The sequence below is a fragment of the Streptomyces sp. URMC 124 genome (assembly GCF_051386455.1).
Taxonomy (GTDB): domain Bacteria; phylum Actinomycetota; class Actinomycetes; order Streptomycetales; family Streptomycetaceae; genus Streptomyces.
Genome location: NZ_JBPQTS010000463.1, coordinates 1 through 273, shown reverse-complemented (window position 1 = coordinate 273; position 273 = coordinate 1). Strand labels below are relative to the sequence as shown.

Annotated in this window: 1 protein-coding gene; it reads left to right on the top strand. The window is 58.2% G+C overall.

Going from position 1 to position 273, the window contains the following annotated elements; all coding sequences use genetic code 11:
- Positions 1-9 precede the first annotated feature (9 nt).
- Positions 10-273: sensor histidine kinase (locus ACSNOG_RS33345; protein WP_436756410.1), on the top strand; the 264-nt coding region annotated here is incomplete at its 3' end.

Here is a 273-nt window from a genome sequence, read left to right as displayed (position 1 = left end):
AGCCAGCAGGTGGTATTATATAAGAACGCCCGCGAGGCGATCACAAATGCCCTCCGTCACGGAGGCGCCACGCATGTCCGCATTTTTCTGCACTATGGGGAAGATGAGGTTCGCATGGAGGTCAGCAACAACGGCAAAGTGCCGGAGCCTGCCGATGGTCCGGACTTGGGCCAAGGCAAGCAGGGCATCGGCTTCAGCGGCATGCTGGAGCGAACCAAGGTCGTAGGCGGAACGCTTATGGTACAGCAAAGCGCTCCATTTACCGTGATCACC